At 69.2% G+C, this 22,847-nt stretch carries 18 protein-coding genes and 1 pseudogene; 14 read left to right on the top strand and 5 right to left on the bottom strand.

The genetic code is table 11. The annotated features are described in order from the left end of the window. Positions 1 to 105 precede the first annotated feature (105 nt). From D7X74_RS16655 to cglE, 5 genes are all read left to right on the top strand, one after another. Positions 106 to 3,786, top strand: coding sequence for a tetratricopeptide repeat protein (locus D7X74_RS16655; RefSeq protein ID WP_120533958.1), 3,681 nt, complete (start codon positions 106 to 108; stop codon positions 3,784 to 3,786). Further along, on the top strand, positions 3,783 to 5,264 hold the full coding sequence (locus tag D7X74_RS16650; RefSeq protein ID WP_120533957.1) for a lipopolysaccharide assembly protein LapB: 1,482 nt from the start codon (positions 3,783 to 3,785) through the stop codon (positions 5,262 to 5,264). Before D7X74_RS16655 ends, D7X74_RS16650 begins: the two co-directional genes overlap by 4 nt. A gap of 158 nt (positions 5,265 to 5,422) precedes the next feature. Continuing rightward, positions 5,423 to 5,710, top strand: coding sequence for a hypothetical protein (locus tag D7X74_RS16645; RefSeq protein WP_147444335.1), 288 nt, complete (start codon positions 5,423 to 5,425; stop codon positions 5,708 to 5,710). Between the two features lie 59 nt (positions 5,711 to 5,769). After that, a complete protein-coding gene (locus D7X74_RS16640) occupies positions 5,770 to 7,818 on the top strand; it encodes a TonB family protein (protein WP_120533956.1) in 2,049 nt (682 codons plus the stop codon). A 176-nt stretch (positions 7,819 to 7,994) separates the two neighbouring features. Continuing rightward, positions 7,995 to 8,594, top strand: a complete 600-nt coding sequence (cglE, locus tag D7X74_RS16635; RefSeq protein ID WP_120533955.1) for an adventurous gliding motility protein CglE — start codon at positions 7,995 to 7,997, stop codon at positions 8,592 to 8,594. A 9-nt stretch (positions 8,595 to 8,603) separates the two neighbouring features. Here cglE and D7X74_RS16630 read toward each other — a convergent pair whose 3' ends face one another. After that, on the bottom strand, positions 8,604 to 9,449 hold the full coding sequence (locus tag D7X74_RS16630) for a helix-turn-helix domain-containing protein (RefSeq protein ID WP_120533954.1): 846 nt from the start codon (positions 9,447 to 9,449) through the stop codon (positions 8,604 to 8,606). Positions 9,450 to 9,569: 120 nt separating this feature from the next. On the opposite strand from D7X74_RS16630, the gene D7X74_RS16625 reads away from it, so the two are divergent. The 3 genes from D7X74_RS16625 to D7X74_RS16615 all read left to right on the top strand — a co-directional run bounded on the left by D7X74_RS16625 (position 9,570) and on the right by D7X74_RS16615 (position 12,115). Continuing rightward, positions 9,570 to 9,971 (top strand): DUF3224 domain-containing protein, encoded by a 402-nt coding sequence (locus D7X74_RS16625; RefSeq protein WP_120533953.1) that lies wholly within the window; start codon positions 9,570 to 9,572, stop codon positions 9,969 to 9,971. Positions 9,972 to 10,069: 98 nt separating this feature from the next. Further along, the gene (locus tag D7X74_RS16620) at positions 10,070 to 10,867 is read left to right on the top strand and encodes a hypothetical protein (RefSeq protein WP_120533952.1); all 798 of its coding nucleotides are present in this window, start codon (positions 10,070 to 10,072) and stop codon (positions 10,865 to 10,867) included. 57 nt (positions 10,868 to 10,924) lie between these two features. Then, positions 10,925 to 12,115, top strand: a complete 1,191-nt coding sequence (locus D7X74_RS16615; RefSeq protein WP_158622239.1) for a PKD domain-containing protein — start codon at positions 10,925 to 10,927, stop codon at positions 12,113 to 12,115. A 67-nt stretch (positions 12,116 to 12,182) separates the two neighbouring features. On the opposite strand, the gene typA is transcribed toward D7X74_RS16615, so the two are convergent. The 3 genes from typA to D7X74_RS16600 all read right to left on the bottom strand — a co-directional run bounded on the left by typA (position 12,183) and on the right by D7X74_RS16600 (position 16,710). Then, positions 12,183 to 14,030, bottom strand: coding sequence for a translational GTPase TypA (gene typA, locus D7X74_RS16610; RefSeq protein ID WP_120533950.1), 1,848 nt, complete (start codon positions 14,028 to 14,030; stop codon positions 12,183 to 12,185). Between the two features lie 164 nt (positions 14,031 to 14,194). Beyond that, complete coding sequence (locus D7X74_RS16605) at positions 14,195 to 15,115, bottom strand: alpha/beta fold hydrolase (RefSeq protein ID WP_120533949.1); 921 nt, start codon at positions 15,113 to 15,115, stop codon at positions 14,195 to 14,197. Continuing rightward, positions 15,112 to 16,710: a sigma 54-interacting transcriptional regulator gene (locus D7X74_RS16600; protein ID WP_120533948.1), complete on the bottom strand. Its 1,599-nt coding sequence runs from the start codon at positions 16,708 to 16,710 to the stop codon at positions 15,112 to 15,114. The genes D7X74_RS16605 and D7X74_RS16600 overlap by 4 nt, the downstream gene beginning before the upstream one ends. A gap of 112 nt (positions 16,711 to 16,822) precedes the next feature. On the opposite strand from D7X74_RS16600, the gene D7X74_RS16595 reads away from it, so the two are divergent. The 6 genes from D7X74_RS16595 to D7X74_RS16570 all read left to right on the top strand — a co-directional run bounded on the left by D7X74_RS16595 (position 16,823) and on the right by D7X74_RS16570 (position 22,322). Then, positions 16,823 to 17,818, top strand: coding sequence for a cation diffusion facilitator family transporter (locus tag D7X74_RS16595; RefSeq protein ID WP_120533947.1), 996 nt, complete (start codon positions 16,823 to 16,825; stop codon positions 17,816 to 17,818). Positions 17,819 to 17,863: 45 nt separating this feature from the next. Beyond that, positions 17,864 to 18,910: a hypothetical protein gene (locus tag D7X74_RS16590; RefSeq protein ID WP_120533946.1), complete on the top strand. Its 1,047-nt coding sequence runs from the start codon at positions 17,864 to 17,866 to the stop codon at positions 18,908 to 18,910. A gap of 9 nt (positions 18,911 to 18,919) precedes the next feature. After that, complete coding sequence (rsmD, locus tag D7X74_RS16585) at positions 18,920 to 19,477, top strand: 16S rRNA (guanine(966)-N(2))-methyltransferase RsmD (RefSeq protein ID WP_120533945.1); 558 nt, start codon at positions 18,920 to 18,922, stop codon at positions 19,475 to 19,477. 47 nt (positions 19,478 to 19,524) lie between these two features. After that, positions 19,525 to 20,007, top strand: coding sequence for a pantetheine-phosphate adenylyltransferase (coaD, locus tag D7X74_RS16580; RefSeq protein WP_120533944.1), 483 nt, complete (start codon positions 19,525 to 19,527; stop codon positions 20,005 to 20,007). A gap of 96 nt (positions 20,008 to 20,103) precedes the next feature. After that, positions 20,104 to 21,294, top strand: coding sequence for a pyridoxal phosphate-dependent aminotransferase (locus tag D7X74_RS16575; protein ID WP_120533943.1), 1,191 nt, complete (start codon positions 20,104 to 20,106; stop codon positions 21,292 to 21,294). Between the two features lie 140 nt (positions 21,295 to 21,434). After that, on the top strand, positions 21,435 to 22,322 hold the full coding sequence (locus D7X74_RS16570; RefSeq protein ID WP_120533942.1) for a collagen binding domain-containing protein: 888 nt from the start codon (positions 21,435 to 21,437) through the stop codon (positions 22,320 to 22,322). A 62-nt stretch (positions 22,323 to 22,384) separates the two neighbouring features. Here the strand turns inward: D7X74_RS16570 and D7X74_RS16565 are convergent. Beyond that, positions 22,385 to 22,847, bottom strand: a pseudogene (locus tag D7X74_RS16565) (hypothetical protein); the annotation flags it as partial.

Raw genomic sequence — 22,847 nt, 5'->3', positions numbered from 1 at the left:
CCGGGCCACTTCCCAACCTGGGTACCCGCGTCTACTTTCCGTCGTCCCTCCCGGTTGGGCAGAATTTTGCCCACGTTGGCGAGGCGCGGTTCTCCAGGAGCTCGCATGAAGGTGTTTCTTCGGTTCGGTGCACTGGCGGTGGGCGTCGCGCTCGCGGCCGGTGGGGTGGGGGAGGCGGAGGCGGCGGAGCCGACGGCACCGGCGCGGAAGGTGGCGACGAAGAAGTCCTCTTCGGCGGCGAAGGCCGCGAGCAAGAAGGGCGACGCCACCGCCAAGAAGGAGGATGCGAAGAAGGGGGCCGACGCCAAGAAGGCGGAGCTTCCCCCCGGCGTGGCGCCCCAGGACATGCGCAAGGGCCCGGCGCGGGTGAAGCCCGCTTCGGCCAAGTTCGCGGACGTGCCTCGCATCGCGGACTCCAAGAAGGACGCGATGGCGGACAAGAAGCGCGACGAGGCCATTGAAGGCTTCAAGCGCCTCATCCCCAAGCTCCAGGAGACCTCCACCCAGAAGGCGGAGATGCAGTACCGCCTGTCGGAGCTCTACTGGGAGAAGTCCAAGTACCTCTACCAGTTGGAGATGGAGAAGTTCCTCGCGGCGGAGAAGGCCTACGACGCGGCGGTGGCGCGCGGCGAGAAGGTCACCGCGCCGGAGCAGGACCACACCGGTTCGGAGCGCTACCGCGCCGACACGATGCGCATCTACGAGGACATCCTTCGCGAGTACCCGGAGTACCCGGCCCGCGACGAGGTGCTCTTCTCCCTGGGCTACAACCTCTACGAGCTCAACCGCCGCGAGGACGCGGTGGCGCGCTACGAGGAGCTGATCCGCGACTTCCCCAAGTCGCAGTTCGTCCCGGACGCGTACATCCAACTGGGCAACCACTACTTCGAGAACAACAAGCTCGCGCCCGCGAAGGTGAACTACGAGAAGGCGCGCGACTCCGGCGTTCCGAAGATCTACGCCTACGCGACCTACAAGCTGTCCTGGTGTGACTTCAACGCGGGCGACCTGGACGCGGGCCTCAAGAAGCTCCACGAAGTGGTGGACTACGCGGGCCAGCGCGGCGAGGAGCTGGGCGACCTGCGCACGGAAGCGCTCAACGACCTGACCGTCTTCTACGTTCAGCTGGATCAGCCCAAGGAGGCGCTCGCCTACTTCAAGGAGAAGGCGCCGCCGAAGCGCCAGGGCCGGCTGCTCGCGAAGACGGCCGCGGGTCTGGTGGACGCAGGCCATTTCGACAGCGCCATCCTGGTGTACCGCACCCTCATCGACGATGCGCCCATGGGCGTGAACGCGCCGGAGTACCAGCAGGCGGTGGTGCGCGCGTATGAGGGCCTGCGTCAGCGCCAGCAGGTCCGCAAGGAGATGAAGCGGATGGTGGACCTCTACCGCCCGGGCGGCGAGTGGTGGACCACCAATGCGGGCAACGCGGGCGTGCTGCGCAATGCCTTCAGCGTCACCGAAGAGGCGATGCGCGTGATGGTGACCGAGTACCACCAGGAGGCGCAGAAGACGCGCCAGGTGGAGACCTACCGGCTCGCGCGCGACATCTACAAGCAGTACGTGGAGGCGTTCGCGTCCAGCGAGAACCCGGAGTTCGTCGCGGACTCGGCCTTCAACATCCGCTTCTTCTACGCGGAGATCCTCTGGGCCCTGGAGGAGTGGCAGGCCGCCGCGGGCGAGTACGACGCCGTCGTGGCCTTCAAGATTCCGGACCGCGACTCCGCGCGCGAGGTCTCCAACGAGGCCTACCGCAAGAGCGCGTCGTACAACGCGGTGCTCGCGTACGACAAGCTCGTCAAGATTGAGCGCGGCCAGCTCTCCAAGAGCGACCTGAAGGACGGCCAGAAGGTCGACGAGAAGAAGGACAAGGGCGACGTCGCCAAGCAGAAGCTCGTCAAGCGCGACGCGAAGGAGCAGGCGGAGCAGCCGCTCACGAAGTTCGAGGACCGGCTGGTCGCTGCGTGCGACACGTACAACAGCCTGTACCCGGGCAACCAGGATGAGATCGACCTGCGCTACCAGGCCGCCGTCATCCTCTACGACCGCGCGCACTTCGTGGACGCGGCCCGCCGCTTCGGGGAGATCATCGAGAAGTTCCCGGAGGAGCGCCGCTCGCGTGACGCCGCCGACCTGACCATGTACGTGCTGGAGAGCCGCGAGGAGTGGCTCGAGCTCAACACGCTGTCGCGCAAGTTCCTGGGCAACAAGAAGCTGTCCAAGCCCGGCTCCGACTTCGCCGGCCGCGTGGCCCGTGTCGTGGAGGGCAGCCAGTACAAGTACGTGGACGAGGTCGTCTACAAGAAGGAGAAGAACCCGGCGAAGGCCGCCGAGCAGTTCCTCACCTTCGTGACGGAGTTCCCCAAGTCGGAGAACGCGGACCGCGCGCTCACCTACGCCATGGTCATCGCGCAGGAGGCGGGCGAGGTCGACAAGGGCATCACCGCCGGCGAGCGCGTCCTCAAGGAGTACCCGAACAGCCCCTTCGAGCTGAAGACCCGCTACACGCTGTCGGGCCTCTACGAGAAGGTGGCCGAGTTCAAGAAGGCCGCCGCCATGTCGGAGTCCTTCGTGTCCGCGTACGACGCGGCGATGAAGGCCCGCGAGGCGAAGAAGGACACCAAGAAGGCCAAGGGCAGCTCGGTGGCGAAGAAGGACGACGTCCCGGGCGCGGTCGAGGACGCGGACTCCAAGCGCGAGCAGAGGGACGCCGAGCGCAAGGCGCAGGTGGACGAGGCGGGCGCGTGGGTGGCGGATGCCCTCTTCAACGCGGGCGTCTGGTACGACGGCCTGGGCGAGTCCCAGAAGGCCGTCACCGCGTGGAACAGCTACCTGACGCGCTTCAAGGACCGCAAGGACGTGCCCCAGGTGGCGTTCTCCATCGGGCTTGTCTGGGAGAAGGAGAAGAAGTGGGGCGATGCGGCCCGTGCCTTCAGCGCCTTCGTGGACACCTACGGCCGGGACTCGCGCACCGTCGCGGGCCAGCCGTACCTCGCCCGCTACCATGAGCTGCTGGCGTACCAGAAGATGAAGGACATCCGCGGCCAGGAGAAGGCGCAGGACGAGCTGGTGCGCGGCTGGAACAAGCTGGCGGAGGGCGTGCGCAAGGACCCCGCGGTGCTCAACGCTTACGGCCACGCGCGCTTCCTGGCGCTGGAGCCCACGTGGAAGCGCTTCTCGGACATCAAGTTCACGCGCGTCTCCACCATCCGCCGCGACCTGACGGCGAAGCAGAAAGAGATGCAGAAGGTGGAGAAGGAGTACGCGGCGGTGCTCGCCACGGGCTCCGGCGAGTGGGGCATCGCGGCGCTGACCCGCATCGGCCTTGCGTACGCGGACTTCGCGCGCAACATCATGGACTCGCCGGATCCGTCCGGCCTGGATGATGATCAGCTGAGCATGTACCGGGGCGAGCTGGAGACGCTGGCGCTGCCCCTGGAGGACAAGGCCAGCGAGGCGCTGGAGAAGGGCCTCCAGAAGGCCTACGAGCTGGGCATCTACAGCGAGTGGACGCTGGCCGCGCAGGACCAGGTGAACCGCTTCCGTCCGGGTGCCTACGCCCAGGTGAAGCCGGTGACGTACCGGGGCAGCAGTGATTCGCGCATCGCCGCCGGCGTGCTGAAGGACCTCAACGGCCCCATCAGCGCCTCCGCGGAGCCGAAGCCCCAGCCGCCTCCCGCGCCGGAAGGCACGCAGCCGGAAGTGCAGAAGCCGTCCTCCGCGCCGGAAGCCCAGGAGGGCTCGACGTCCGAGCCCACCGCGCTGCTCGAGGGGGTCCAGCCGTGAAGACGACGAACAGCATCGACATCAGCAGCCAGTTCGAGGGGATGGGGACGCAGCGGATGAACGGGTTTCGCACCAAGCGGATGTTCCTGGCGGGGGCCTTCGCCTTCGCCTTCACCACGGCGTGCGCCACGGGCCCCCGGCCCACGCACGTCGCGATGAACGCGGTGGAGAAGCCCGCCGCCATCGTTCCCACCACGCACGCGCCCGAAGTGGCGCAGAAGGGCAGCGTGGACAACCTGTTCGCGGAGGCCTTCAAGGCCTACGAGGCCGGGAACCTGGACGCCGCGCGCAAGGGCTTCGAGCAGGTCGTGGCCAAGGAGCCCAAGACGCTCAACGCGCAGTTCAACCTGGGCGTCATCGCGGAGAAGCAGAACCGTCCGGCGGATGCTCGCGCCGCCTACGAGAAGGTCCTCTTCCTGGATCCGGCCCACACGCCGTCCGTGATGAACCTGGGCCTGATGCACCGGCACGAGGGTCAGCTGGACGAAGCCATCGCGCTGTACTCCAAGGCGCTCCAGACGCCGGGCCACGAACACGACGAGCCCGTGCTCAACGGGTTGGCCGCGACGTACCGGCTGGCGGGCAAGCTGGACGAGGCGGAGGCCACCGGCCGGCGCGTACTCGCGCGCAGCAAGGACAACCCGGAGGCGTACAAGACGCTGGCGCTGGTGGCGTACGACCGGGGCCAGTACCGCCTGGCGGAGCTGCTGGTCATCAACGCGCGCAAGGTGGCGGAGAAGGACCCCGCCATCTCCAACACGCTGGGGATGATCTACCTCAAGATGGAGGACCGTCCGCGCGCCCTGGCCCAGTTCCAGAAGGCCGTGTCGCTGGATGACAACTTCGCCGCCGCGCACCTGAACCTGGGCGCGCTGGCGCTCTCCTACCGGGACTACGCCGGGGCGGAGCGCTCCTTCACCAAGGCCCTGTCGCTGGAGCCGGAGGGCGTGGAAGGCCAGCTGTACCTGGCGTATGCGCTGGACGGTCAGAAGGGCCTCGACCCCAAGAAGGGCGTGGCCGCGGGCGAGGCGTTCGAGAAGGTGCTCGCGCGGCGCTCCGAACAGCCGGAGGCCGTGTGCGGCGCGGGCTGGGCATACGCGGCGGACCGCTCCGGCTTCGAGAAGGCCATCGCGTTCCTGGACCGCTGCAAGGAGCTGGGCGCCACGTCCGCGCAGGACAAGCAGCTCATCACCGCCAAGGTGCAGGGCCTGCAGACCATGCTCAAGAACCCGCCGGCCCCGCCGCCCGCCGCCACGGCGGAAGGGGAGGCCGAGCCCAAGAAGGACGGCGCGGCCGCCATCGGGGGCGCGGGTTCGTCCTCGTCCTCATCCATGATGAACCAGCTGCCCCAGGACACCTCCGCGCCCGACCAGGCTCCAGCGGCCGAAGGCGCGACCGAGGCGGCCCCGGAGCAGGCGGTGGACGGTCAAGCCGTCCCCGAGTCGCAGGCGGCCCCCGTGCCCGCCCCGACGCCCTGAAGAAAGAACAGTCGCCCGGGCTGGAAGAACGAGAACTTTCTTCCCTTCTCCAGCCCCCCAGGTGCAAGCGGCCGGGCGACTCCCTTAGAATCCAGGGACTTGGAGTTGGTGCGAGCCCTGCAATGGAAGCCAAGAAGCTGGGCTACCGGAGACTGCACATGAAGCGACTGCTGGCATCGGTGGTGATGGTGGGGGTGCTGGGGGCAGCGGCACCCGCCCTGGCGCAGAACAGCGGCGGAGACTCCGTGAAGGTCATCCAGGAGGAGGACCGCACGGTGTACCGCAAGAAGACGGTGATCGATTTCACGGATGTGGCGGTGGAGGGCGAGCTCACCAAGCCGGAAGGCTCCTACGTCCTCAATCGCAAGAAGACGGACTTCCAAAGCCTCATCAAGGTCCGGGAGAACTTCGACCCGGAGTTGCAGAAGTCGGCGGACAATCTTTAGACAGGCTCTCAGGCGGCGTTGAACGTTTTCGGGACGGGAAGGGAAGAAGGAAGAACTTCATGGCGGCGGCGAGAAAAAACGGTTTGACGCTTCGGATTACGACTCCCGACGGCTCCATCCAGGAGACCGTGTCGGAGGCGGAGAGTGTCATCGTGGGGTCGGGCGCCCAGGCGGCGGTGAAGATTCAGGATCCGCGGGTCTCCAATCTCCATGTGATGCTGAAGGTGGACCACGATGGCTCGGTGACGGCCATCGACCTGGGCAGTGAAGGCGGCACCCAGGTCTCAGGGCACAAGCTCGTCATTCCCACGGCGCTCAAGCCGGGTGACGTGTTGACGGTGGGGACCTCGCGGGTGGAGGTGCTCTTCGGTGACACGCCCCGGCAGGCGGCTCCGGCGGGCGCGGCGGTGGCGATGCCCGGGGCGTTCCATCAGCTCCCCCCTCGGGGGCCGGCACAGCAGGCTCCGGCAGCTCCTCCGGTCCGGCGTGAGGTCGCGCCGCCCAGGGCTCCGGTGCAGGCGGCGGCGCCCTCCAACCTCGTGGGCACGGTGAGCACGCCGCGTTCCTCGACGGCGGGGGGGATGCAGGTCTCCACGACGAACCACGCGGCGCCCACGCCCGTGTTCGTCCCTTCGGCGCCTCCGGGGATGGTGCGCAAGCCCACGCCCCCGGCCATCGCGGCGGCGACGAAGCCGCAGCTGGCGGCGCACCTGCAGGACCCCCTCCCCCTGGACGCGCAGCCGACGCCCGAGGCGAAGGTGCTCCAGGTGGCGATGCTCTGGGGCGACCAGATGCTGGAGGTCCAGCACTTCAAGGACGGCGCTCCGGTCACCATCGGCGAGGGCAAGAAGAACGCCTTCCACGTGTTCGTGCCGCAGGTGGGAAATCGCCACGTGCTCGCGGTGAGCAAGGGCGACAAGCTGGAGCTGAAGGCTCCGGCGGGCTCCGGCGTGTTCGTCACCAACAAGGGTGACGTGCGCACGAAGGACGCGCTGCGCGCGGCGGGCCAGCTCAACTCCGCCTCCGCGGATCAGGAGCAGGTGTTCACGCTGGGCCTGCACGACCGCGCGGAGGTGTCGCTGGGCACCGTGGCGTTCGTGATGCGCTACGTGAAGCCGTCTCCGGCCATCCTGGCCACCTCGCTGTCCGACCGCGACTTCGGCTTCTTCAAGATCGCCGCCATCTGCATCCTGGCGTCGGCCGCGTTCGTCACCGCGATGGTGCTCACGCCGCACTCCGAAACGCGCTCCGCGGACGACGTCTTCGAGTCCCAGCAGAGCGTGGCCAAGTTCCTCATCGCCCCGGAGAAGAAGGTGGAGGCGAAGAAGCTCCAGCTCTCCGGCGTGGAAGAGGGCGCCAAGGCCAAGGACGAAGAGGGCAAGTTCGGCAAGCAGGAGGCGAAGCAGGAGGAGGCGGCGCCTTCGAAGCCGGGCACCAACGTCGTGGACAAGAGCAAGAAGGAGAAGGACCGCCAGGTGGTGGGCAAGGTCGGCCTGCTGGGTGCGCTCAAGGGCATGAAGGGTGGCGCGTCGGATGTGTTCGGTCCGGGCGGCATCGGCACCGGCATCAACAACTCGCTGGGCGGCCTCAAGGGCGGCGCGGCCATGGGTGACGCGCACGGCGTGGGCGGCCTGGGTTCGCGTGGCACCGGCAACGGCGGCGGCGGCACGGCGCTGGGCATCGGCGGTCTGGGGACGCAGGGCAATGGACGCGGCGTGGGCGGCTCGGGCGGCATCGACCTGGGTGGCCGTGGCAAGTCCGTGACCAAGGTGATTCCCGGCAAGACGACGGTGGTGGGCGGCCTGGACAAGGACGTCATCGCCAAGGTCATCCGGCGGCACCAGAACGAGATCAAGTACTGCTACGAGTCGGAGCTGAACAAGAACCCGGCGCTCGCGGGCAAGGTCGCGGTGGCCTTCACCATCGACCCGGCCGGCGCGGTGGCGGACGCCAACGTGGCGGAGACGACGCTGGGCAGCAGCCCCGCGGAGAACTGCATGATCTCCCGCATCCGTCGCTGGAAGTTCCCGGAGCCCAAGGGCGGCGGCGTGGTGTCCGTGACGTACCCCTGGCTGTTCTCGCCCTCCGGCGCGGACGGTGAGGGGTAGCACGCAGGCCCCGACGTCTGGCGGTCCGTAGACTGGAAGACCAAATGGCGTGGACGAAACGGTCCACGCCATTTTCGTTTTTCCCCGCTGCCGTTTCGTGCGCGGCATCACTAGTGTCCGTGCGCCGCTCCCAAGAGTGTGAGTGGCGCGAGAGGACCACCGTGACGGGAGGAGTCGTGAGGAAGTCGCTGCTGTTCGCCGCGCTCGCGCTGGCGACGCCGGCCCTGGGGGCCACCCCACCGGAAGGCGTGCCGTTCGAGCCGCGCCGGGGTTTCTTCACCGAGACCGACGTCGGGGTGTTCTTCACCGTGGGCGGTGAGAACAACTACTCCAACGCGCAGTCGTACCTGCAGCTGGGCATCGGCTACGACCTGACGGAGCGGCTGTCGCTGGGGGCGCACTTCGCGCTGGGGTCCTCCGCGCAGAACTGCTTCGCGGGCTACCTGCCGCAGTCCAACGTGTGCGCCCTGTCGGACAACTTCACCGTGGCCTTTGGTGACCTCACGGCCGCCTACCACGTGAGGCTGGCCAACCGCTTCTACCTGACGCCCAAGGTGGCGGCGGGCTACACGCGGTTGGATCCGACGCCGGTGGATCCGGACGAGGGTGACCCGGGCCGCTCCGTCAACGCCTTCAACGCGGGCCTGGGCGTGGGCGTGGAGTACGCCACGTCCTTCGACCACTTCTCGGTGGGCGCGGACCTGCTCGGGCGCTACATCATCGGGCCCAACATCATGACCTTCGCGGTGTTCCCCCGGGTGAAGTACACGTTCTGACGCCCGCGACTACGGGCTGCGCCGGGCCGGGGGGACGGGGCCGGGCGCGCGCCGGGCGTACTCGGCGGGCGGACAGCCCACGACGCGCCGGAAGTCGCGGATGAAGTGCGCCTGATCGAAGTACCCCAGCGCCAGCGCCAGCGTCGTCAGCTCCGGTGGGGGGACCTCCTTCAGGCGCTCGGCGGCCTCGTGCAGCCGGTAGCGCTGGATGACCCACTTGGGGCTCACGCCCACGTAGCGGCTGAACAGCCGCTGCACGGTGCGCAGGCCCGGGCCTCCGGGCGTCAGCAGGTCCTCCACCTTCGTCACCGCGCGGTCCTCCAGGATGCGCGTGACGAGCCCCTGCACCAGCGCCACGTTCGGATCCGCCGACGGCAGCCGCGCGCGCAGGAACGCCTCCGCCAGGTGGATGCGCTCCGCGTCCGCGTCTCGGGTGACGTCGGTGGCGAGGATGGCCGCCTCCAACGTGAGCGCCTCCGGGCCCAGCAAAGGGGCCGGGGCCACGGTGCGCTCCGTGAGCGTGGACACCGGCGTCTTCACGAAGGGGAAGAAGCCGCCCGGCCGGAACTTGATGCCGAACACGCCGCCCAGTCCCTCCAGGAGGAGGGAGAAGCGTCCGGAGTGCACGCCGCCGATGCGCGAGGTGCCGTCCTGGAAGGTCCAGTGCACGGATGGGTGGGGGAGGTTCTGCTGGAGGAAGGGCGGCTGTTCGCGCAGGTCCCAGCGCACGGCCCAGAAGTGTTCGACCCAGGGGCGCAGGTCCTCCGCGGGCAGGACGCGCGCGTGCGCGAAGTGCCGCGCGTCCGGCCGGGGGTACAGCAGGCCACGGGCAGGGCCCGCGCTCGATGCCACCATGGTCCATGCCTCCCGGGGTTCGGGCTGTCGCGTTTCTACAATCACACCTGGGAGGTGGATGGTATCGGGTCCGTTCTTCCTGGCGCACGTCGTGCCGGGAGCGCACCTGGAGACCCCCACATGGGCACCCCCGCGAAGATCCGTTTCTCGATGGCGAACTGGAAGGAGACCGCCTTCGGCGAGCAGGAGGGGGGACTGAAGCTGTCGCAGGTGATGTGCACCCGGGGCTTCCAGGGCGACTTCGAAGGGGAGGGTGCGCTGGCGTACCTGCTGGACTACCGGGCTGACCAGACGTGCCACTTCATGGGCCTGGAGCGCGTGACGGGCACGCTGCTGGGGAAGAAGGGCTCCTTCGTGCTGAAGCACTCCGGCGTCTACGCGGCCGACACGGCGACGTCGGACTGGGAGGTGGTGGCGGGCTCGGGCACCGGGGAGCTGCGCGGCCTGCGGGGCCAGGGCGGCTTCGTCGCGAAGCACGGTGAGGACGTGCACGACATGGTGCTGGACCACCACTTCGATTGAAGCCGGACACCGGCCGGGACCCGGGGCCGGATTCAGTCCATCGCCAAGAGTGCGCACCGTGGGCTGGTCCCCTCGCTTGACCCTCCCGGGTGTGCCCCATGGCCTCCGTCGTCCGTTCCCGCGCTGCCGCGCTGGTGCTGGTGGTGTCGTTGCTGTCGGTGCCGGCCTTCGCGGAGGGCATCACCTCCATCCCCTTCGGGGACTCGTGTTGGGGCACCGGGACGGACGCGGATGGCGACGGGCTGAGCGACGACTGCGAATACCAGGTGGCGTCCGCGTTCATGCCGACGCTGTGGCTCGCGCGCGACGAGCGGGGCGCGGGGCGCCGGCCGTACTTCGCGGTGAAGTCGCAGTCCTTCGCGCTGCGCACGCTGCGCATCTTCTACCTGGCCGCCTTCTACGAGGACCACGGCGTCCTGGGTGGCGTCGTGGACGCGCACGACGGCGACACCGAGTTCCAGGTGCTGGAGGTGCACTACTCCGACGGCCGCTGGCTGCTGGACTGGGCCTTCCTCTCCGCGCACCTGGAGACGGTGTGCGAGTCCTCCGCCTGGTACGGCTGGGCGCAGCTCGACTACGTGGCGGAGTCGCGGGGCGCGCCGCGCATCTACGCCGCCCAGGACAAGCACGGCACCTACAACTCCCTGTCCACGTGCGACCGGGGCGGCTGCTACGTGGATGGCTGTTCGCAGGGCACGTCGGAGCTGTTGGATCCGGACAACCGGCTCGTGTCGCGCAACGTGGGCTCCACGGGCGCGCCGTTGATCAACGCCGTCACCTTCCGGGGACAGACGGAGCGGCTGCTGGACGACGTGGAGTTCAAGGGCTGGGACAACCGGTGGTATCGGCCCAACGCCACGCCCTACCGCGCCCGGTTGATCCGCTTCGGCTTCTAGCGCGCCATGCGTTCCCCTCTCTCTTCGAAGTCGTCGGGCCTCCGCCGTAGGACCCGCATGGTGCTCGCGGCCGGCGGCGTGCTCGCCGGGAGCCTGCTGCTCGCGGGGCTGGAGGCCACCCGGACGGACAACGCCGGACCGGAGTCACCCGTCCGCCCTGATGCCCTTGTTCCACCGGAGCGCGCCGTGTCCGGGCTGGAAACCCCCGCCCTCGCGGCCCGTCCGCCCCCGGTCGGCGAAGGGGGCACGCCGGAGGACGCCCGGCTCGCCAGCGCGCTGGGCGAAATCTGGGAGCCCCTGGCCTCCACGGCCTTCATCGAACAGTTGGACACGGACCGCCCGTGGGCCTGCGCGGGCGGCGCCGTCAGCGTCGTCGCGAAGGTGGGAGGCCCGCGCGAGCCCGACCTGGTGGAGCGCTGGGTGTGGCCCACGCCGGAGGGCCGCGCCGGGCTCCAGCCGGGTTCGGGGTTGGACTGGCGCGCGCCCGCGGTGCCGGGACGCTACCCGGTGCGCTTCCAGCTCTGCCGCGACCTGGGAGGCCGCCGCGTCGGCGTGGTGGCGGAGCGCACGGTGCTGCTGGAGGTCCGGGACTGCGAGGCCGAAGCGGAGTCCCCGCTGCGGCTCGGGTCGCGACAGGACGGCCCGGCCACCTTCACCTTCGAGGTCCAGGGCCTGGAGGAAGCCGGGCCTGTCCGCGCGTACACCTGGGACCTGGGGGATGGCACCACGGAGGAGACGGAAGGGCCCATCCTCGAACACACCTACGCGGTGGAGTCCGCGGACGGCGCCGTCCCCCGGCGCTTCACGGTGCGGGTGCGGGCGCAGATGGAGTCCGGCGCGCCACGCTCCATCACCACCTTCGTGGGCGTGCGTCCGCTGGCGCTTCCGGAAGCGCCGCCCCGCGTGGCGCTGAAGGTGTCTCGCTGGCAGCCGCTGGTGGAGACCGGAGGCTGGCGCAGCGAGGTCTCCGTGCTCATCCCGGACGGCGCGGAGGCCGTCACCTGGGCGGAGGTCGAACGCATCCTCGTGGGTTGGGACGACCAGCGGCGGGCGACCCGGATGCCCTGGGAGCGCGCCCTGACGGTGCAGGAGACGCTGGAGCGCGGCGGCTTCCGGGCGGCGGTGGTGGTGGGGCCGGACGAGGCGACCCCCGACATCAAGCAGGTGCTGGACGTCCTCCACGGCCGGGACGCGCGGGGCAACGACGTGGTGGTGTCCTGGGCATCGTTCAAGCAGGAGCAGCCCTGAACGAAGAAGAGGCCGCCACCCGGGTGGGTGACGGCCCCTTCAGGACTTCGGGAGCGACGAGCGCTGCTTACGCGTCGTTGCGCTCTTCGCGCTTGCGCTCACGCTCGGCGCGGTAGCGGTCGCCGTTGGCCAGCGCCTTCTTGCGCATGCGCACGGACTTGGGCGTCACCTCGACGAGCTCGTCGTCGGCGATCCACTCCAGGGCCTTCTCCAGCCCCATCTCGCGCGGCGGGACGAGGATGACGTTCTCGTCGCGGCCGGCGGCGCGGATGTTGGTGAGCTTCTTCTCGCGGCAGCAGTTGACGTTCAGCTCGGACGGGTGGGAGTGCTCGCCGATGATCATCCCCTCGTACACCGTGACGCCTTCGCTCACGAACAGCTGGCCACGCTCCTGGATGCTGAACAGGGCGTAGGGCACCGTGTCGCCCAGGCGGTCGGAGACGATGGCGCCGTTGGCGCGCTTCGGGATGTAGCCGAACCACGGCTCGAAGCCGTCGAACTGGCTGCTCATGATGCCCTCACCGCGCGTGATGGTGAGGAACTCCGAGCGGAAGCCGATGAGGCCGCGCGCGGGGATGCGGAACTGGAGCCGGGTGCGGGCCGAGCCCAGCTGCTGCATGTCCGTCATGCGGCCCTTGCGGGGCCCCAGGCGCTCCGTCACCACGCCCACGCTGGTCTCCGGCACGTCGCAGAAGACCAGTTCCATGGGCTCGTGCAGCACGCCGTCCACGGTCTTGGTGATGGGCTCCGGGTTGGAGGCCGTCAGCTCGTAGCCTTCGCGGCGCATGTTCTCGATGATGACGGCCAGGGCGAGTTCGCCACGGCCCACCACGCGGAACGCGTCCGGCGTCGCGGTGTCTTCCACGCGCACGGCCACGTTGCGGTACGCCTCGCGGTACAGGCGCTCGCGCAGGTTGCGGGAGGTGACGAACTTGCCTTCCTTGCCCGCGAGCGGCCCGTCGTTGACCTTGAAGATCATCATCATCGTGGGCTCGTCCACGGTGATGCGCGGCAGGGCCACCGGCTTCTCCGAGTCCGCGATGGTGTCGCCGATGGAGATGTCCTCGATGCCCGCGATGGACACGATTTCACCGGGGCCGGCGTCGAGGATTTCGACGCGCTTCAGGCCGGAGAAGCCGTACAGCTTCACGATCTTGCCCGGCTGCAGCTTGCCGCCCTCGCGGACGACGGTGACGGGCATGTTGGCCGTGATGCGACCGGCCTGCACGCGACCGACGGCCAGACGGCCGACGTAGTCGTCGTAGTCCAGGTTCGCCACCAGCAGCTGCAGGGTGGTCTGGTCCACCGGCGGCGCGGGCGGGGGCGGGATGTGCTTGATGATCGCGTCGTACAGGGGCTCCAGCGTCTTGCCCGGCACGTCCAGCGACGTGGAGGCCTGACCCTGGCGGGCCACCGTGTAGAGGACCGGCATCTCCAACTGCTTATCGTCCGCGCCCAGGTCGATGTAGAGCGAGTAGACGAGGTCCAGCACTTCCTTGGCCCGGGCGTCCTGACGGTCGATCTTGTTGATGACCAGCACCGTCTTCAGGCCCATGGCGAGCGCCTTGGTGAGCACGAAGCGCGTCTGGGGCAAGGGCCCTTCGGCCGCGTCCACCAGCAGGATGACGCCATCGACCAGGCGCAGACCGCGCTCCACCTCGCCACCGAAGTCGGCGTGGCCCGGGGTGTCGATGATGTTGATCTGCATCCCCTTGTAGGAGACGGCAGTGTTCTTCGCGAGAATGGTGATGCCCTTCTCCCGCTCGAGATCGTTCGAGTCCATCACTCGATCGGTCATGTGCTCGTTGGAGCGGAAGGTACCGGCCTGCCGGAGCAGGTGGTCAACCAGGGTGGTCTTCCCGTGGTCGACGTGGGCGACAATGGCGACGTTGCGGATGTTTTCGCGAGAGATCATGCGGACCGACTGACAGAAAGAGGTGCGAGGAGAGACGCCCAGAACGGGGTTTCTCAATCCCACCGGAACCCGGAAGGCGGGGGCTTATATGCCGGGGGCTTCCCGCCTGCAATCAAGGTGGACGTCCAGCGGCCAGACAGCCGGACCCACCCCCTACCGGACGCTTATCCCACCTTTGGCCCGGATTCCCCGGATTCCACGCCCAACTGTTCGCGCAGGAAGCGTTCCACGCGCAGTTCCACCAGCCCTGGGACCTCCAACGGCGCGGTGTGGGTGCCCTCGGAGATGGTCATCAGTTCGGAGCCGGGGATGCGCTCGGCCATCTTCCGGGAGAGCCAGCCGGGGGTGAACCGGTCCTTCTCCCCGGCGATGACCAGGGTGGGCACGTCCACGTGTTCCAGGTGGTCCCACGCGGTGTGGTTCGCCAGCGAATCCAGGGTGCGCACGAAGACGACGGGGTCCATCCGGGCCAGGTGGGAGAAGTAGGGGGCCAGGTCGTTGCGGGCGATGAGCTCCGGGTTCATCTCCAGCCGGATGGCCAGCTGCACCACCAGCTCCGTGGTGAGCGCGCCGTGCACGATGCGCGCGGTGTGCAGGGGGAAGCGCTCCACCGCGCGGCGCAGGGTGGGGAAGATGCGCTTGAGCAGGGTGGAGTCGTGGAAGGTGTCCAGCGGCATGCCGTAGCTGCCGCACACCAGCACCAGCCCCTGTACGCGCCGGGCGTAGCGGCGGTGGAACTCCAGCGCCACCTGCACGCCCATGGAGTGGCCGAAGAGGACGGCCTTCTCCAGGCCCGCGGCGTCCATCACCCGCGCCAGGTCGTCGCAGGTGTACGCCATGCCGATGCGGGTGCGGTCCCCCGGCACGCTGCTCCTGCCGTGGCCCCGGTAGTGCCAGCGGAGCACCCGGTGGCGCCGGGCCAGGTAGGGCAGCAGGTACTTCCACGCGAAGCCGTCGCAGCCCAGGCCGTCGCACAGCACCATGCCCGGGGCGCCTTCGCCCCGGACCTGGAAGTAGAGGTCCGCGCCGTCGGGCACCCGCAGCGTGTCCTGGCGGAAGGTGGTCGCGTGTTGGGCGGGGCTCACGCTTCGGCCTCCTCGTCCACGCCGTCGGCGAGTCCCTCGGGCAGGAGCCGATCCAGCCCGTAGCGGGTGATCTTCAGGATGAGGTTGGAGCGGCTGATGCCCAGCTCGCGCGACAGCCGGCTCTTGTTGTTGCGCGTGCGCACGAGCCCCTGGTGGATCATCTCCTTCTCCAGCGACTCCACCGCTTCGTGCAGCTTGCCGTGCGCGCGCGGGGCGATGAAGTGCCCGCCGCCGGGGACGACGGTGTCGCGGATGCGGCTGGAGAGCAGCTCCGCGGGGATGACCTCCAGCTCGCCGCCCAGCACCAAGAGTCGCTCGATTTCATTCTCCAGCTCCCGGATGTTCCCCGGCCACGCGTACGCGCCCAGGATGCCCAGGGCCTCCGGGGCCAGGCCGCGGGCGCGCTGGCCCTCGCGGTGGTGCTTGCGCAGGAAGTGGTCGATGAGGACGGGCAGGTCGTCCTTGCGCTCGCGCAGGGGCGGCAGTTGGAGGCGGATGACGTTGATGCGGTAGTAGAGGTCCTCGCGGAACTCACCCCGCTTCACCATTTCGCCCAGGTCCTTGTGCGTGGCGGCGATGACGCGCACGTCGACCTCGCGCGACTGCGTGCCGCCCACGGGCAGGAAGGTGCCCTCCTGGAGCACGCGCAACAGCTTCACCTGGAGGGCGGGGGACATGTCGCCCACCTCGTCCAGGAAGAAGGTGCCCGTGTCGGCGACCTCGAAGAGGCCCTTCTTGTCCTTGAGCGCGCCGGTGAAGGCGCCTCGCGTGTGGCCGAAGAGGGCGCTCTCCAGCAGGTTGTCGTTGAAGGCGGAGCAGTTCTGCACGACGAACGGCTTGTCCTTGCGCGGGCCGTTGTGGTGGATGGCGCGCGCCACCAGCTCCTTGCCCGTGCCGGACTCGCCGTTGATGAGGACGGTGGAGTCGGAGTTGGCCACCTTCTCCATCAGGCGGAACACTTCGTTCATCGCCCCGGAGCGGCCGATGATCTTCTCGAAGCGGTAGCGGTTGGACAGCTCGGAGGCCATGGACTGGATGGTCTCCTCCTTGCGAGTGAGCTCCACCTCCTGGTTCTCAATCTCCGTCACCGCGAACTCCAGCAGGTCCGACAGCTTGCTCAGCTCCGAGCCGTCCAGCACCGGCACGCGCTCCCACGCGCCCTCCAGGTCCGCCTGCGCGCCCGGGGCGATGTCGCGCATCTTGTCCATCAGCACCTGGCCGTCGCCGGGCGTGAGCGGCTGCCGGGCGAAGCCCTCCACGAAGAGGAAGCCCTCGTACTCGTTGCGGATGTAGAGCGGCGCGCCCACGATGGACAGGCGCAGGTGGCAGTCGTGTGACAGCGAGCGGCGCAGCTTCTTGGCCGCCTTGAACTTCTCGTGGAGCACCCGCACGGACTGGGCGCACCGCCGCATCCCCTCCCTCGAACCGAGCGAGTGGCGGCAGAAGTCGTTCGGCGGCGGGATGAAATCTCCGCGCTGCCAGTCGTGCACCACGCCGTTACGATCCGCGAAGGAAAGCTCCACCTGCCACCACTTGCGGATGACATCCCTCAACATGACAATGGTGTGCAGATTCTGATGCTTCTCGAAGTCCATCCCCGCGGGCCTCCCCCTGTTGCAGATTCGGACAGGGGATCTACGGGGTTGTCTGAAATCAATCCAGCGGCACCTGTCCGCAGATGGCGCTGATCGCGTACCCTGGACCCCTGTGAGCGCACCCCCACATACACACGGCAGGGCCGGGCATGACCACTCGCACGACCACGACCATTCCCACCACGGGCATGGGCATGGTCACGGCCATTCGCACGGGCCCCGGAAGGGGGGGCTGGCGGAGGAGCGGCGCAAGGACCGCCGGCGGCTGTTGGCCGCGCTGGGGCTGACGGCGACCATCATGGTGGCGGAGGCCGTGGGCGGCTTCCTGACGAACTCGCTCGCGCTGCTCTCCGACGCCGGGCACATGCTGACGGACGTCTCCGCGATGGTGCTGAGCCTGCTGGCGCTGTGGTTCGCCGGTCGGCCCGCGGACCTGAAGAAGACCTACGGCTACTACCGGATGGAGATCCTGAGCGCGCTCGTCAACGGGGTGCTGCTGCTGGTCATCACCATCTTCATCCTGATGGAGGCGTGGCAGCGGCTGCGCACGCCTGCGCCGGTGGAGCTGGGGACCATGGCCATCGTGGCGGGCGTGGGCCTGGTGGCGAACCTGGCGGCGCTGGGCTTCCTGCACCAGACGCACTCCATGAACGTGCGCGGCGCGTTCCTGCACGTGCTGGGCGACACGCTGTCGTCGGTGGGCGTGCTGGTGGGCGCGGGCCTCATGTGGTGGACGGGCTGGTACGTCGTGGACCCCATCATCTCCGTGCTCATCTCCATCATCATCGTCGTGGGTGCGCTCCGGCTGGTGAAGGACGCGGTGGACGTGCTGCTGGAGGCGGTGCCCGCGCACGTGGACCTGGAGCAGGTGCGCGACCTGATGGGCAAGGTGCAGGGGGTGCAGGCGGTGCACGACCTGCACGTGTGGACCATCTCCAGCGGGATGTACGCGCTGTCGGCGCACCTGGTGGTGGCGGACCCGATGGTCTGCAACAACGACGACATCCTGTCGGCGGTGAAGCACGACCTGTTCGACCGGTTCGGCATCGACCACACCACCATCCAGATTGAGAGCCAGGCCTACGCCCACCTGGGCGAGGTGCACTGAGCTCCTTGCGAAAGAGGGGCAGGGCGGAGATCCTGCCCGGCTCCTATGAGCGTGCTGGACAAGGTGTTGTCGCTGCGGCCGGGCAACGTGGTGGCGCGGATGGGCCCGGGCTCCCGGGTGCCCGTGTTGGATCCACGTGAGCTGCTGCGGGCGCTGGAGTCCTCGCCGGTCGCGCTGCCGTGCATCCCGGTGCTGGCCAAGGGAGCCCTGCCGGGCCTGCTGCGCGCGGCGCGGATGGAGGACGCGGTGCTGGGGCTTGGCTGTCCGCACCCGCTGGCGGACCGGGGCGCCCCGGAGCGCTTCGTGGCGGCGGTGAGAGCGGCCGCCCTGGACGCCGAGCACACCCGGCCCCTGTTCCTCCAGGCCGGCCCCGTGCGCGTGACGTCCACCGACGCGGACGTCCTGGACGCGATGCAGGAGGGCCTCTTCCGCGTGGTGGACGCGGGCTTCGCGCTGGTGTCGCTGGAGCTCTCCCGCCTCACCACCTACGAAGCGGTGGAGGCGGTGAACGCGCTGGTGGGGCCGCTGGTGGAGCGAGAGCTGTCGCTGGAGCTGTCCGCGCCCCAGGCCCCGGCGGGAGCGGGGCTCCTGGACGCGTGCGGCACGCTGCTGGAGGGGCTGTCGCAGTGGAAGGTGCCGCTGCGCTTCCTGCGCGTGTCGGAGGCGCAGCTGGGCGAAGGCGACCTGGACGTGGGGCTCCTGCGGCAGGTGGTGGAGCTGGCCCATGCCCGGGGCGTGGCGGTGACGGTGGGCGACCTGACGGCCGGGGCGCCCCGGGGGCTGTCCAGCTACGTCGCCGCGGGCGTGCGCAAGGTGGACTGCGGGGGCCCGTTCGGTCCGCTGGCCCTGCGCGCGTGGCCTCCGGAGGCGCGGGCGCAGGTGGTGGCCCGGGCCCAGGCGGCGGGCATGCCGGCCGGGGAGCTGCTGTCGATGCTGGAGGAGGGCCTGCCGCCCCTGACGCCCGAGGCCCGGGAGACGCTGGAGGCGCTGGCCTTCGCGGAGGCCACGGAGGTGCTGGCGGCGCTGGGGGCGCGGCGCTCGGCGACCCACGCGATGGCATTCCTCGCGAAGCCGGGCGGCGACCTGGGCTAGAAGGCGCCCATGCGCATCGTGGCAGGCAGCGCGAAGGGCCGGGCCCTGCAGGGTCCCAAGCCGTCGTCCGGACACATCCGCCCCACGGCGGACCGCGTTCGCGAAACCCTCTTCAACATGCTGGGCCAGTTCCTGGACGGACAGGCGGTGCTGGACCTGTACGCCGGCACCGGGGCGCTGGGGCTGGAGGCCCTGTCGCGCGGGGCCGGGCGGGTGGTGCTGGTGGACCAGGACCGCGAGGCGCAGGGGCTGTGCCGCCTGAACACCGACGCCCTGGGCTTCGCCTCCCAGGTGGCCATCCTGGCGCAGCCGGTGGCGCGGGCGTTGGAGACGCTGGGCAAGAAGGGCGAGCGCTTCGAGCTCGTCTTCGCGGATCCACCCTATGCGGCGCGCGTCGTCCCCACGGTCCTGGAGGCCCTGGCCGCGTCGGCGGTGGTATCCCCTGGCGGCACGGTGGTGGTGGAGCACGACAAGCGCGAGGAGGCCCCGGAGGCCCATGCGGGCTTCACCCGGGAGGACCAGCGGAAATTCGGGGACACCCTGGTGAGCTTCTACCGGGCCCCGTGACGTGTGCTTGACCGGCCCCGTGGGGCCGCCGAGACTTCAGGGCACCCATGCCGGTTGCCATCTATCCTGGTTCGTTTGATCCGCTCACCAACGGGCACCTGAGCCTCATCCAGCGCAGCCTGAAGATGTTTGATCGGCTCATCGTCGCCATCGCGGTGAATCCGAAGAAGACCCCCCTCTTCAGCCAGGAGGAGCGCATCGAGCTCATCCGCGACGCGGTCCAGGACAGCCGCGTGGAGGTGGACGCCTTCCACGGGCTGCTCGTGGACTACGTGCACCAGCGTCAGGTGGGCGTCGTCATCCGCGGGCTCCGGGCGGTGTCGGACTTCGAATACGAATTCCAGCTCGCCAACATGAACCGCAAGCTGGCCCCGGACATCGACACCGTCTTCATGATGACGGGCGAGGACTACTTCTACATCTCCTCGCAGCTCGTCCGGGAGGTCGCCTCCTTCGGGGGGAACGTGGAAGGGCTCGTTCCCCCGAACGTGTACGCGGGCCTGAAGAAGAAGTTCGGCACCAAGGGCTGAGTCCGACTCCGGTCGGGAGCGTGGTGGCAGCCGGGCGACGCAGCGCGCCGCAAGGGCCTTGTCCGTCGCGGGAGTTCCGCGCTAGGGATTGGCGACATGAAACTCGCCCGCCGGCTGCAAGCCATCAAGCCCTCCGCCACCCTGGCCCTCAACGCGCGGGCCAAGGCGCTCGCCGCCAAGGGCGAGGACGTCGTCGTGCTCGCCGCCGGTGAGCCGGACTACGACACGCCGGAGTTCGTGAAGCAGGCGGCCGTCGATGCCATCCGCACGGGCTTCACCAAGTACACCGCCACCGCGGGCATGCCGGAGCTGCGCGAGGCCATCTGCCGCAAGCTGGAGAAGGACAACGGCCTGAAGTACGCGCCGGATCAGGTGGTGGTGACGGCCGGTGGCAAGCAGTCGCTCTACAACTGCTTCCAGGCCCTGCTGGATGAAGGCGACGAGGTCATCATCTTCGCGCCGTACTGGGTGAGCTATCCGGACATGGTGCACCTGGCGGGCGGCACGCCGGTGCTGGTGCAGACTCGCGAGGAGGACGGCTACGCGCCGGACCCCGAGTCCATCCGCCGCGCGCTCACCCCGCGCACGCGCGCCATCGTGCTCAACAGCCCGGCCAACCCCACGGGCGCGGTGTATTCGCGCGCCACGCTGGAGGGCATCGCGGACGCGGTGCGCGGCCATGACTGTCTGATCCTCACCGACGACATGTACGAGAAGCTCCTCTACACGGGGGAGTTCCTCAACCTGGGAAACGTGGCGCCGGACCTGGTGCCCCGGCTCGTGGTGTCCAACGGCCTGTCCAAGTCCTACGCGATGACGGGCTGGCGGCTGGGCTACGCGGCGGGGCCCAAGGCGCTCATCGCCGCCATGCAGATGGTGCAGGACCAGTCCACGTCCAACGCGTCCTCCATCACGCAGAAGGCGGCGCTGGCGGCGCTCAACGGCCCGTCCGACACCATCACCGCGATGGTGAACGAGTACCGCGAGCGCCGAGACCTGTTCGTCAACGGGCTCAACGCCATTGAAGGCATCCGCTGCCGGATGCCCGAGGGCGCCTTCTACGCGATGGCGGACGTGCGGGGCCTGCTGGGCCGCACGTACAAGGGCACGACGCTCACCACCAGCCTCCAGCTCTCCGAGGCCCTGCTCAACGACTTCCTCGTGGCCGCGGTGCCGGGGGATCCGTTCGGCGCGCCCGGCTACATCCGGATGAGCTTCGTCACCTCGCGCGAGGTGCTCCAGAAGGGCCTGAAGCGCCTGCGCGAATTCGTTGCCGCGCTGAGCTGAAAAGTCGCGTGGGAGTGTGAATTTCCCGTGGAGCCTCGCGTCATGGGGCTCGCCCGCCGCGCTCGCGAGACAGGTTGCACTCGCAGGCGGCGGCATCCGTGCGCAGGCCCGGTGCGCATTCAACAGGGAAGAACACTCACATGCAGACGAATCGAAGAGGAGCGCTGAGCGCGCTCGTGGTGGCGATGGCATTGGCGATCCTTCCGGCGTGCGACCCGGACGCGGAGAAGGAGCCGGACCCTGCCCCCGAGAACCGCAAGGGACGGATCACCGGAACGGTCCAGATGGCGGACGGCGCGTCCCCCGCGGGCGTCGAACTCCACCTCTACGAAACCGACGTCCGCGCCACGACGAACGCGCAGGGGACGTTCGCGTTCGAGGGACTGAACGCCGGCACCTACACGCTCGCGATCTCGAAGACGGGCTATCAGTCGCAGCAGGACTCGGTGGAGGTGGAGGAGAAGCTGACCACCAGCCTTGCCATCGTGATGGAGCCTGGCGCGGCCACGAGCCGGATCTCCGGCACCCTCACGCTGGAAGGCGCGACCTCCCACGAGGGTGTCACGGTCTCCCTCAAGGACACGATGTTCACCACCACCACGAACGCCCAGGGCGCCTTCGTCCTGGAAGGGGTGCCGTCCGGGGCCTTCTTCCTCGTGGCCTCGAAGGAGGGCTACGCGACCGAGGAGAAGCTCGTCATCGTGATGGGAGAGCCGGAGACGGTGACGTTCACGCTGGGGCGCCCCAAGGGCTCCATCGGGGGCAGCGTCACGCTGGAAGGCGCGGCTTCGGGCGAGGGCGTCACCGTCACGCTGACGGGCACGTCGTTCAGCGCGCAGTCGGACTCCGACGGCATCTTCGTGATGCTCCAGGTGCCGCCCGGCACCTACAGCGCGGTGGCCTCCAAGGCCGGCTACACCTCCGTCACGCAGGAGGTGACGGTGACGGCGGGCGAGACCGCCTTCGTGTCCTTCACGCTGAAGGCGGGCGAGGGCTTCGTCAGCCTGGAGTCCGCGACCGCGCACTGAGTCGGTAACGCCAGCGTTTCAACGGGGGCACCGGGCGCGGCAGGCCCGGTGCCCCTTTTACGTCAGTCCGTATAGGCGAAGGCGTGCCAGTTCAGGTCGGAGCCGCCACGGAAGAGGAAGATGGCCGCGTGGCCGGAGAGGTTGCCCACGGCGGCCCACGTGTCCTTGAGCGCGCGCGGATCCAACCCCAGGCGCGCGGGCGGCTTGCCGTACTTCTTCTCCATCTCCGCCAGGGGCAGCACCTCGATGTCGTAGAGCGTGATGAGGTCGGTGCGGCGGGCGCGCAGCTGCTTGACCCACGTCTGCACCAGTTCCTCCGGCGTGTTGAAGCGCTTGTCCTCCAACTGGAACGGGTACGTCAGCTCGGCGGACGCGGACCGCACGTCGCCCGTCAGCAGGCTCTGGAAGAGGAAGCGCGCCTCGTCGTGGATGACCGAGCGGGTGAGCCCTTCGGGCGACAGGTCGTCGGCGGCGGGGCGCGCGGTGTCGCGGGCAGGGGCGGCCGCGCGCCCCGCCGCCGACGAC

Origin of the sequence: Corallococcus sp. CA047B, assembly GCF_003612065.1 — a bacterium.
Taxonomy (GTDB): Bacteria; Myxococcota; Myxococcia; order Myxococcales; family Myxococcaceae; genus Corallococcus; species Corallococcus praedator.
The sequence above is the reverse complement of the archived record's forward strand: the minus strand, read 5'-3'. Positions and strand labels throughout refer to the sequence as shown.

Coding starts and splice junctions, on each gene's coding strand:
- D7X74_RS16655 (WP_120533958.1), top strand. CDS start 106: ATGAAGGTGTTTCTTCGGTTCGGTGCACTGGCGGTGGGCGTCGCGCTC.
- D7X74_RS16645 (WP_147444335.1), top strand. CDS start 5,423: ATGAAGCGACTGCTGGCATCGGTGGTGATGGTGGGGGTGCTGGGGGCA.
- D7X74_RS16640 (WP_120533956.1), top strand. CDS start 5,770: ATGGCGGCGGCGAGAAAAAACGGTTTGACGCTTCGGATTACGACTCCC.
- D7X74_RS16630 (WP_120533954.1), bottom strand. CDS start 9,449: ATGGTGGCATCGAGCGCGGGCCCTGCCCGTGGCCTGCTGTACCCCCGG.
- D7X74_RS16625 (WP_120533953.1), top strand. CDS start 9,570: ATGGGCACCCCCGCGAAGATCCGTTTCTCGATGGCGAACTGGAAGGAG.
- D7X74_RS16620 (WP_120533952.1), top strand. CDS start 10,070: ATGGCCTCCGTCGTCCGTTCCCGCGCTGCCGCGCTGGTGCTGGTGGTG.
- D7X74_RS16615 (WP_158622239.1), top strand. CDS start 10,925: ATGGTGCTCGCGGCCGGCGGCGTGCTCGCCGGGAGCCTGCTGCTCGCG.
- typA (WP_120533950.1), bottom strand. CDS start 14,030: ATGATCTCTCGCGAAAACATCCGCAACGTCGCCATTGTCGCCCACGTC.
- D7X74_RS16600 (WP_120533948.1), bottom strand. CDS start 16,710: ATGGACTTCGAGAAGCATCAGAATCTGCACACCATTGTCATGTTGAGG.
- D7X74_RS16590 (WP_120533946.1), top strand. CDS start 17,864: ATGAGCGTGCTGGACAAGGTGTTGTCGCTGCGGCCGGGCAACGTGGTG.
- rsmD (WP_120533945.1), top strand. CDS start 18,920: ATGCGCATCGTGGCAGGCAGCGCGAAGGGCCGGGCCCTGCAGGGTCCC.
- coaD (WP_120533944.1), top strand. CDS start 19,525: ATGCCGGTTGCCATCTATCCTGGTTCGTTTGATCCGCTCACCAACGGG.
- D7X74_RS16575 (WP_120533943.1), top strand. CDS start 20,104: ATGAAACTCGCCCGCCGGCTGCAAGCCATCAAGCCCTCCGCCACCCTG.
- D7X74_RS16570 (WP_120533942.1), top strand. CDS start 21,435: ATGCAGACGAATCGAAGAGGAGCGCTGAGCGCGCTCGTGGTGGCGATG.